At 46.8% G+C, this 11,973-nt stretch carries 1 protein-coding gene; it reads right to left on the bottom strand.

What is annotated here, in order from left to right; genetic code table 11:
* Positions 1-6 precede the first annotated feature (6 nt).
* The gene (bamA, locus tag D5S11_RS03790) at positions 7-11,955 is read right to left on the bottom strand and encodes a bacillomycin D hybrid PKS/NRPS BamA (RefSeq protein ID WP_108724940.1); all 11,949 of its coding nucleotides are present in this window, start codon (positions 11,953-11,955) and stop codon (positions 7-9) included.
* Between the last annotated feature and the right edge of the window lie 18 nt (positions 11,956-11,973).

The raw sequence follows: 11,973 nt of genomic DNA, 5'->3' as shown, positions 1-11,973 counted from the left end.
TTTTCCCTAAAAGTTCAATTGAATAGAATCAAGCGCGTTCTCTTCTTCCTCATTGCTGCCGCTCAATCCGATATGTTCGATTAGAATGCTTGGCTGTTCCAAAATCGCCGATAGGATGTGTAAGTAGTCGTTTGATAAAACCTCGATTCTGCTTTTCTTAAACAGTTTTTTCGAATATTCAAACAGTCCGTGATAGTTGTCGCGGTCCGCCTGAATCGACAAGGTCAAATCGAATTTGGCAACCGGATGATGAAATGGATACGGCTTGAGTTGAAGGGAATCGAAAGTCAATTCAGCATGATCAAGATTTTGCAGCACAAACATCGTATCGAATAAAGGATTGCGGCTTGAATCTTTTGGAAGATGCAGATGCTGAATTAATTCTTCCAACGGATAGTCTTGATTTTTATAGGCGTTCAGCATGTTTTCTTTTACTTCATTTAAGTAGGCATCAAATGTTTTACGGCCCGCCGGGTGATTGCGAATGACTAACGTATTGACGAACATTCCCACGACCGGCTCTACATCCAGATGAGTCCGCCCGGCAGATGGCGTTCCTACGATAATATCTTCTTGTCCGCTGTATTTGGATAAAAGAATCGTATAGGCTGCCAATAAAATCATATACAGTGTTGCTCCTGTGTCTTCTTCCATTTGGCTTAAACGCTGTTTCAAGTGTTCGGGTATAAGAAATTCAAATGATTCGCCTTCGTAATCGCGTATGGCAGGTCGCTCATAATCCGCAGGAATATCCAGTACAGGAATATCACCGTGAAACTGATCCAGCCAATACGCTTCCTGGCTCTTGATGTTCCGTTTCTGAATGTCCGATTGCTGCCAAACTGCAAAGTCTTTATATTGAATAGAGAGCGGGTCCGGTTCGTTCCCCTCGTAGATTCGGCTTAAATCTTTCATCAGAATATTGACGGACACGCCGTCAGAAATGATATGATGCATATCCACCACAAGCAAGTGCCGCGCAGGTTCAATTTCAATCAGTCCGGCCCGCATCAGCGGCGGCTTGGCTAAGTCAAACGCTTTGATGAAATCAAGCACACGGTCTTCCGCTTCTTCTTCGCTTGCTTGAATTCGTTCTATCGTAAAGTCGACGTTCTGATGAATACGCTGTGCCGGCTCGCCTTCATATAAATCAAAGCTGGTACGCAACGCTTCATGACGCGCGATTAATTTTCGGAAAGCGGCGTTTATCCGTTCGGGATCGATCGCCCCTTCCACATTCATGGCACCCGTCATATTGTAAGTCAGCTCGCCGCCTTCTGTGTGACTTAATAAATACATCCGCCTCTGAGCTGAAGAAACCGGATAATATGGCATTTCCTTTGCAGCCGGAATCGGTACATATCGATTTTTGTCCATGTGTAACGCCTTGTCAGCCAATTGTTCAATGGTAGGAAACTTGAATATGTCTTTGAGAGACAGATTCACATCCAGCTCTTTGTGAATTCTGGCGGCTAAGGCTGCCGCTCGGATGGAGTTGCCCCCGAGATCAAAGAAATTATGTTTGATCCCCGCATGGCTTATTCCGAGCACTTCCTTCCATAAATCTGTCAGTTTGGACTCCGTCTCATTACCCGGCGGAACATATTCAGCTGTCTGCTGCAGACTCGCTTCCGGTGCAGGCAGCGCCTTACGGTTTATTTTCCCGTTGGATGTTAACGGCATATGCTCCAGACGGACAAAATAGGACGGAACCATGTAGTCCGGAAGCTGGGATGACAAATGTTCCCTAAGCTGCGCAGCCGCTATAGGCTTGTCGCTTACGTAATACGCGCATAATTGTTTTAAGCCGTCTTCTTCTTCTTTCACTGTTACCGCGGCTTTTTGCACCGCTTCCGCGTTATGCATCGCTGCTTCAATTTCACCAAGCTCGATTCGGTGTCCCCTGATTTTGACTTGTTCATCAACGCGCCCAATATATACGAGATTTCCGTCCTTCAATCGCTTAGCCAAATCCCCTGATTTGTACATTTTCGCTCCCGGGACATACGGGTTTTCAACAAATTTCTCTTCCGTTAAATCCGGGCGGTTCCAATACCCTCTGGCAACACCCGGTCCGCTGATATATATTTCGCCGATTACCCCGATCGGAACCAGGTTTCTGCTTGCATCGGCCACATAAATATCCGTGTTGGCAGCCGGAGTGCCGATCGGTACAAATTCCCGCTTGTCCCGTTCTGCGTCGAAGTGATAAATCATACATCCGACGACAGCTTCCGTCGGTCCGTATTCATTGAAAATGTCCAGCCGGCCTTTAAACTGCTCGCTGACACTTTTGGCCAGACGGGTGCTTAAATTTTCTCCGCCGACAATCATTTTCCGTATGGCGGTGCCGCCAGCGATATTCATCTCCTTGATGACGTGCAGATGTGCCGGGGTCAATTTGATCATGTCTATTCTTGAGTCCCGCATAATCTCAGAAAGCACAGCGCTTTTGTCTTCGCCGTCAAAGACAATGATGGTATTTCCCGTAACCAGCGGTGTAAATATCGAGGTCACAGTCAGATCGAAAGAGATGGAAGAGTATAATGGAAAGTTGGTTTTCTCACCTCTTACATAAACCTCTTTCGCCCACCAAATATAATCAGCCAGCCCCTGATGCTCAATGAGTACACCTTTTGGATTTCCCGTCGAACCTGACGTATAGATCATGTAGGCCAAATCATGCGCATCGCTGTCCGATTCAAGATTCGAGTGCTCCTCATGGTATGAGTTTTCCTCATCCAAAAGCACAATGTCACCATCATACGGTAATTGATCCAGCAGGCTGCGCTGTGTCAACACAACCTCCGCTCTTGAATCTCTCAGCATATATTGGATCCGATCTTCCGGATATTCAGGATCAATGGGCACGTATGCGCCGCCGGCTTTCAGAACAGCCAAAATTCCGACAATCAGCTCGATCCGATGCGGGCTGATGATGGCAACGAATTGATCCGCTTGTACGCCTTTTGTCCGTAACGTCCGCGCCAATCGGTTCGCCCGTTCATTGAGCTGTCTGTACGTATACCGCTCATTGCCAAAAATAACGGCTTCATGATCGGGACTCTGTTCCGCCTGCATTTCAAACCACCGATATACCGTTTCCTTATGCGGATACGGCGTCTTTGTGCCATTACACTCCGTCAGCAGTTGATGCCGTTCGGTTTCAGACAGCATAGGAACGGAAGACAATGTCATCTCCGGCTGCTCAGCAAGGCTGTTTAAAATGGCGGTATAGTGTCTGGTGATCTGTTCAATGGTGTCTTTTGTGAATCGTCCCGGTTTATAATCAAAATGCATCTCTATCTGTTGACCGGCATCTTCGATCGTGAGCATCAAATCATATAAAGAGACCCCTGGATTTCGTTCTTTCACTTTAAATGTACATTCATTGTGCCGGATTTCATGAAATTCAATGTTTTGAAACACAAACATCGTATTAAACAGAGACTTTCCGGTTGTTTCCCGCTGTACATTTAATTTCTCCACAAGCCGGTCGAATGGATAGTCTTGGTTTTCGAAAGCGTCAAGCGTCTGCCGCTTTACTTCTTCCAGATAATCCGTAAACGTTCTATTGGCGTGCGGCTTCGTCCGGATTCCAATGGTTTGTATGAAAATACCGATGATCTTTTCGATATCCGGATGATTTCTTCCTGAAGCAGGCGTGCCTACGACAATGTCTTCTTGTCCCGTATATTTATGAAGCAGCACATTATAGGCGGCCAGAAGCACCGTATAGAGAGTCGTTTCCGCCTTTTGCGCCAAATCTTGAAGCGAACGGATGACATCCGGCTGTAAGGAGCATGTCACACGCTGTCCCTCAGAAGACCGTTCTGCCGCTATTGAACCGTCTGTCGGCAGGTCGAGAATGGGAATTTCGTCTTGAAATTGTTCCAGCCAATATGTCTCCTGCCGCTTCATGGCATCCTCATTCAGCCGTTGGTTTTGCCATTCTGCGAAATCTTTATATTCAAATTCAATGTCCGGTAATGGTTTCTGATGATATAAAGCCAGCAATTCATTTGTAAGGATGTTGACGGAATAACCGTCCGAAATGATATGATGCATATCGATGAGCAGTTCGGCCTGCTCGTTTTCAATCTTGATCAGCTCCGCACGAACTAACGGAGCTTGATCCAGGCGGAACGGTTTTACAAACCGGTCTGAATAGGCATCAAATTCGTCCCGGCTCATTGCCCGGACATGAACGTTAAAATCAACTTCGTTTTCAAGTTTCTGAACGATATCGCCATCTATAATGTCGAAATACGTGCGAAACGCTTCGTGCCGCTGCATCACTTGTTGAAGAGATGAGATCAGGGCTTGCTCATCGTACTTCCCTGTTATTGATATGTGGCCGAACATATTTTGCGCCAGCTGATCCGGTTCCAGTTGGTGCAGGAAATATACTCTTTGCTGTGCCGGCGATGTCGGGTAATACGCTTTTTTCTCGGCAGCCTTCATTGGGAGGTGCACGACTTTCGTTTCGTTCTGAATGAAACGTGCTAATTCCTTAACAGTCTGGTGATTGAAAAATTGTCCGATGGAAACCTTTTGATGAAATGTCTTCTGAACTTTGGAAAGCATAAGCGTTGCCTGAAGTGAGTTTCCCCCCAGAGCCAGGAAGCGATCTGATCTGCCAACCCGTTCAAGGCCGAAAAGTTCCTCCCAAATCCGCGCCAGCTGCCGTTCCGTTTCATTTACCGGCGCCTCATAGGCTTCAGTAAAATTTGCCGTATTGCTTCCTATTGAAGAGATCCGCTTCTGGTGTTCGGCGTAAAGTGCTTGTAAATCATGCTGTTCTTCATCGGAAAACATCATCATGGCGTCAAGAGGGATTGAATCTCCCTCAACCATTTTTTGCAGCAATTTTGTAAAACCCGCTCCCCACTTTTTCATGATTTCCGGACTGACGACGTTCGTATTAAAGTCGAAATCAAGAACATATTCTTGATGCGCGTCTGTTATGTTCAGAAATAAATCGTATAGGGTGCATTTTACCGGGTATGCAACGGGCTCCGCCTCCGCCTTTCCGAAATGCAGCTTTCGAAAAGGCCTGTCTAAATTAAAGATAATACGCATATCCGGCACTTGATCGTGCGGAAGCTCTCTGGCCACCAGTGTCATCGGGACGGCTTGGTGCCGCATTGCAAGATTCACGCTTTCTTTCATACTGCCAAGATAACCGGATAAAGTGCTTTCTGAAGAAGACGTGTTCTTCACCGGAATCATATTGACGCAATTTCCAATCAGATCATGCTGTTTCATATGCGATTGACCTGCTGCGGGGACCCCGATCACAAGGCCTGACTGTTTGGTAAGCCGGTGCAGAAAAAGATGAAATGCACCCAGCATCGTCACAAATACGCTATTTTTCATCTGAATGCTTAATGACCTTAAAGCCTCGCTCAATGGCCGTCCAAGCCTGACGGTACACCGGTCTCCCTCATACCCGTTCGGATAACGGACAGAATCTGTGCTTGGCAGAATTGGCTGCTGTATCGGTTCAGAGAAATGACGCCGCCAATAACGGACCCCTTCTTCATAATGGCCGCTGTCAATCTGTGCCTGCTGCCAGTCTAAGTATTGGCGAAACGAAACATCTGCCTCTTTCGGCGAAATCGGTTTTCCTTGTACGATTGCCGCGTAGTTGCTCTCCAGTTCTTGAACAAAAACGGCGATTGACCATCCATCGGCAATGATATGATGGAACGTGAGCACAATCAGATGTTCATTGTGAGCCGATGTAAGCACATGGATTCTAAACAAAGGTTTTTGTTCATGGAAATGAAACGGCCGCTTGGCATCTTCTGTCAGCCATTTTTGGATTTCCGGCTCCCGATGTTCATGCGGGTGACCGGTAAAATCAATGACAGGTATTTCTATATTCATCCGTTCCTGCACTTGCTGTACCTCGTCATCGGGATGAATCACCGTACGTAAAGCTTCATGACGGTCAACGATATGCCGGACGGCTTGTTTTAATGATGTATACTGCAGTTCGCCCTTCACTTTCAGCATAATGGACTGGTTTAAAGCGGCGGAAGCTTCATTCCCGTAATGGGATGCCATAACCAACTGCTTTTGTTCAGGTGAAAGCTCGCGCGTCCCGGACTTTTTACGGCCTCCGCCATCAGGGGAATCCGGGCCTTCCGGAATAAATCCGCCTCGGCGAAGATCCTCCACCGTGTCTTTCACCGCTTGAATAATATTTTCGATATCATCCGCGGTATGCGCCGCAGACAAGAAGCAGTTGCGTCCCTCCCATACATAGACCCCTTTATAGTTGAGATGGTAAAAGAACAAGTCATTATCAAGCGATGAGACAAACCGGAATAAAGAACCGAATCGAACCATGCGGATAGGCACTTGCGCTTGTTCGAAGCAGCGATTCAGCTCATCGACCAGGTAGGCTGTTTTTTGATTAAGCTGCTCATACAGATGTTCTCCTTCGGTTTGTAAATGGCGAAGGACGGCTAATGACATCCTCATGGTAAGCGGGTGAGTATTGAAGGTGCCGGCCACAAACGTGCGTTTCGCCTCGTCTTGCGGGTAGGAATCGTCCCCATACTGCCAAGTACCCCCGTCGATCGCATTCATGAACTCAGCTTTTCCGGCAACTACCCCTAACGGCTGTCCGCCGCCGATGATTTTTCCGTAGGTCACTAAATCAGCCTGAATGCCGAACCATTCCTGTGCGCCGCCAAGACCGATCCGAAATCCGGTAATAATTTCATCCATAATCAGAGCTGTTCCGGATTGCTGCGTGATCGCCCGCAATTCTTTCAAAAATGCCTGCGGCTGCAAATCCGGTCTGCGGCTTTGTACCGGTTCCACCAGTACGGCTGCCAATTCATCACCAAGACTGCGGATCACGTCCAGCGAATCGGGATTGTTGTAATGTAAAATAATCAAATCATCCATAAAGCTCTGCAGTATGCCCGGAGCCAGCGGATTCGCAGACGCAGCCCCGCCTTTTGTGCCGGCAACCCCTAATACGCCGTCAAACGTGCCGTGATAAGATCCGGAGAACGCCACGACTTTCTTTCTTCCTGTTGCCGCCCGCGCCAAACGCAGGGCAACCATGACGGCCTCTGTTCCTGAATTATAGAAAGCGACCCTTTCCACTCCGGTACATGTGCGGATCCGGTCGGCAACTTCACCGGCGACATCTGACATCGGGCCGAGCGGAGGCAATGATGAACGGGTTGAATCATCGATAACCTGTGTAATAAAGGAAGGATGATGCCCGAAAAGGTTAACCCCGAATCCCATGGTGATATCGATATATTCATTTCCGTCAATATCCCACATTTTAGAACCGTCAGAACGTTCGGCGATAATTGGGTATACGATTTCCTTCCAATACGAACGGAAGCTGGACAAATTGCGGTTGTTTGCATGAGCAAATCGGGTATTGTCCGTATATTGTTTGGAACCTTTCGTTTTATCTGCGTATTTCTTGATGAAGTCTTCTAAGTATTGTTTTTGCCGTGCGGTATAGTGTCCCTGATCATGCAGGTTCTGAGGCTGGAAAGGAACATAGGGTTTCGCTTCTTGAGCCGCTTTCTTTTCTGCAGTGACGGCCGGAGGCCCCTGCTTGACAGAAGGAATTGATTTCTCTTGCGCCTTAGCGTATTCTTTCTCATCGGAATGATGCCCGCTGTTTCTCAACAAATTAAAGCTATTTAATTGAGCTTGCAAGGTATCCTGAATTAATTGATTCTGAGAAGAGATTATTTTTTCGAGCATATGCTCTTGATGACCTTCTCTGCGATCCGATTCAGACTGCGCTTCTGAAATGACCTGTATTTCCTGCGCCGGAACATTCTCTTGAGGGGGAGCGGATGCAAAGGACGATGGAACGGTCTCAGCCAAGTAATCTATGACACTTTGAAGGTTGTTCATCGTATCAAAAAAACGATCCATCGGGATGTCTGCCCCAAATTCGTCCGCGATGGCTTTTTTGACCTGTGACAGCATGATAGAATCCATTCCGAGCCCGATAAAATGAGCATTCAGATCGAGTTCCTCCGCTCTGATCCCCGAAGCATTGCTGATTACAGTTTTCAGGAAGGATTCAATGTGCGCCTTCGATTGGTTGATATTCAATGCCGCTTCTCCTCTCTTTTCGTCCTCGTTTAAGCGCAATTGGTCAGCTTCAGCCCAGCATCGGCTCCGTTCAAACGGATACAGTGGCAATGGCGTCTTTTGTACAGTTTCACCGGAATAAAGCGCGCGCCAATCGATAACGGCTCCTTGCACAAATAATTCGGCTGCGCGATTCAGCCATGTGATCCGTTCATCTTGCGTACGTAAACGCTGCTTAATCAGAGCGGCTGCTTGTTGATTCAGCTCTTCTTTATGAGCAGGCAGCATTTCCTTCATATTCTTGTAACCGATGTATACACCGGGAAGGTTTCTGTCTCCCTGAATCAGGCGGGTCAGCTTATCCGATAGTTCTTGTTTACCGGATACAATCATGGCAATGCCATGATCCAAATGAGCCCTGCCCGTACTTGCTGTATAGCAAATGGACTTTAATGAAGCTTGGCTGTCATCCGATACATATTGCCGGTACTGCTGTGCGAGTTCATAGAGTGATTTTTCAGTATGAGCGGATAAAACAAATAGGTGCGGCCCATGTTCATCCTCGGGTGCATACTCACTTTGAGAAATATATTCTTCCAATACCACATGAGCGTTCGTTCCGCTAAAACCGAACGAGCTGATTCCGCCTCGCAGCGGCTCATCACCGGATGTGAACGCTGCAGCTTCCTGATTCACAAAAAATGGTGATGAGTGAAAATGAATGAGCGGATTAGGTTCATTAAAGTGCGCTAACGGCGGATTTTTCTTGTGATTCAGCATGAGGACAGATTTGATCAGCCCGACGATGCCTGCCGCTTCAAACAAATGACCGATGTTCGATTTAACAGAACCAATCGCACAAAATTGTTTTTTTGCCGTGTACTTTTCAAACGCTTTACAAAGCCCGTTAAATTCAACCGGATCGCCGAGCTTCGTTCCGGTGCCATGCGCTTCGATGAAAGACAGTGTTTCAGGGGCAATGCCCGCGTCTTTCCAAGCCGTCTCAATGACCTCAGTCTGAGCTGCCGGATTCGGTGCTGTAATCCCGGCGGTTGTTCCGTCTTGATTCATCGCGCTTCCCTTGATTACGCCGTAAATATGGTCTCCGTCGCGAACAGCATCCTGCAAAGGTTTTAGCAGGACTGCGGCCGCGCCTTCACCTGTGCCCGTGCCGTCTGAATCTTTGCTGAACGTTTTGGTGTATCCGTCCGAAGATTCCATATCAAGCCCGATACAGATCGGCAAGATCGATGTCCGGATACCTCCGGCAAGAGCCATTTCACAATCGCCGGATATTAAAGATTTGCATGCCATATGAACGGCGGCAAGCGATGAGGAGCATGCCGTATCCACTGTGACCGCCGGCCCTTTTAAATTTAAGAAATAAGCGATTCGGCTGGCTAGCACGGAAGGGAGATTGCCCACGATATATTGATGAAGTTCCTCCGGATAATTCGCAGAAAGGAGACGTTCATAATCGTAGCCCACCTTCGAGTACCCCGCATATACCCCGACACGGCTCCCGTTCATGCTGCCGCCGGCATAACCCGCATCTTCAATCGCATGCCATGCAGACTGCAAAAACAGTCTTTGGTTAGGGTCCATAAACTGAGCCGCTTTAGGAGCTAAACCGAAGAACGAATAATCAAAGCGGTCGATTTCATCTAAATAGCCGCCCTTCACAAACTGACTCTCATTGAACTCGCTTTGGATAGATTTTAAATAATCCGCCGCATCTTTGAGCCGGGATTCGGGGTATTCTCGAATGCTGTGCTCACCTTTTTCAAGCAGATTCCAAAAATCACTTTTCGTTGATGCTCCCGGGACATTGAGCGACATCCCGATAATGGCGATATCTTTCGGTGTCACATGGCTTGGTTTCGCGGCCGCGTCCTGCTTGATTTCAGCCCGGCTTTCAGACAGATATGCCGCTAAATCAGTGATAGAAGGATACGTAAAGAGATCTGAAACGGCAAGCTCGCGTCCGAATTTCTGTTCTATGCGCTCGGCAATCTGCGATAACTGTAATGAATTTGCTCCCATATCAAAATAACTGTCAGCGAGGTGAACCTTTTTCCCGTTGAGCACTTCGGAAAAGATAGACAGCAATTCCGTTTCTATCTCATGAATGGGTGTCTGTCCGGATGTTTCCGGGCTGCTCTCCAAACATTCATTGATGGCGGCAGACTCTGTTGAAAAATTCCCTGCCTCATACTGTCTGGCAAGTTCGTAGCGTTTAACCTTTCCGCTGGTTGTTTTAGGGAGTTTTCGGATCGGAAGGACATCTTTTATGCTCCAGCCGCCCCGCTTGAGCAAATGCTTTTTTATCTCTTTGACAAGCGGTGCGAATTTTTCAGGTGATTTTTTGTAAACAACAAAGAGCACGATTTCTCCGCTTTGTGTCTTTTGATCATATACACCGCAGGCGGCAACTCTTCCTAAGTCAACCTCTTCCATTTCAATCGCGACCCGTTCAATATCGTGCGGGTAGATATTTTTTCCATTTACGAAAATAATGTCTTTTTCTCTTCCGGTTACGACTAAGTTACCACTTTCACTAATGAATCCGAGGTCCCCCGTATTTACCCAGCCGTCAGAAGTCAGCGCTTTTTCCGTACTCTCGGGGTTGTTATAATACCCTTGGGTCACATTGTCTCCTTTGATGTGGATATGGCCGATGATTCCGTCTTCTACTCTTTCATTTGTTTCATCGGAGATCCGAAGCTGACAATAGTCAATAGGTTGTCCCACCTCAACGAATGAAGCGCAATTTTGGTCCTCTTTGCTGACTTTTACAGCTCTTTCACCAAGATTTAAATAGTCACGATGCAAATAAACGGGAACGAATTCTTTACCTATTTTAGAGAACGCTGCGCCAACCGAAGCTTCCGCTAAACCGTAAACATTCAAAATGGCGGATCTTTTCAGATTGAATGCTGCGCATCTTTTCAAAAATTCGTCACACAGCTCCGGCAATATCGGTTCTGCACCGTTTGCGATGACCTTGATGTGGGATAAATCCCAGTCTGGTTCGTTTTTCAGAAATTTAAGGAAGTAGTTGTACCCGAAATTAGGAGATGATAGAATACTGGCTTTATGTTCATGAGCTTTTTTCATCCAAAGAATAGGTCTGCGAATAAATAACTCTGTAGGCATTAGATTTTGATTGATTCCGGTTATGAAGGGAACAAGGTGGCAGGCGATGAGCCCCATATCATGCGTTAAAGGCATCCATGATAAGAAAGAGTCTTTCGAATGAATGGCTAGGGCAGTCCCAATGGCGCACGTGTTATGTATTAAGTTGTGATGCGTTAACATGACTCCTTTTGGATCTCCTGTCGATCCGGAAGAAAATTGGATAAAGGCGAGTTCATCCGCATCAGGTTCATAAAATGAAGCGGGGTAATCGTAGGTTTGATCTTGAATGATGTCAGATTTTTCGTTTAATTGATGATGGAAATCCTGTAAATCGTGTTCTGCAGCGTATTTCTTTATTTTGTCCAATACTTTTTCAGAGGCAATCAGAAACGGATGATTTAATATATTCCAAATGCGCCAGACCTTCAGCTTATGGTCATCATCTTCTCCGATACTGACCGGAACCGGGATCATTCCTCCTAATATACAAGCCCAAAAAGCAACGACAAATGATTTGTTTTCTTGGATTTGAAATACAATTTCCTGCTTCGGCTTAATGCCGAGATGCTGTAAATAGCCAAGATACCCTTGCGCCTCTTCAAACAATTGGCGGTAAGAGACAACCGTCTCGTTTTTATCGGATTCGATAAAACGGATCCCGCGATCAGAGATACTGCTTCTTTCCCGAATGACATCTACTAAGGTTTGGAATTGACTGGTATACATAGGTCCCCTCCTGGGCGC

Source organism: Bacillus sp. L75 (genome assembly GCF_003676355.1).
Lineage (GTDB): Bacteria > Bacillota > Bacilli > Bacillales > Bacillaceae > Bacillus > Bacillus velezensis.
This window is presented reverse-complemented; position numbering and strand designations above follow the sequence as displayed.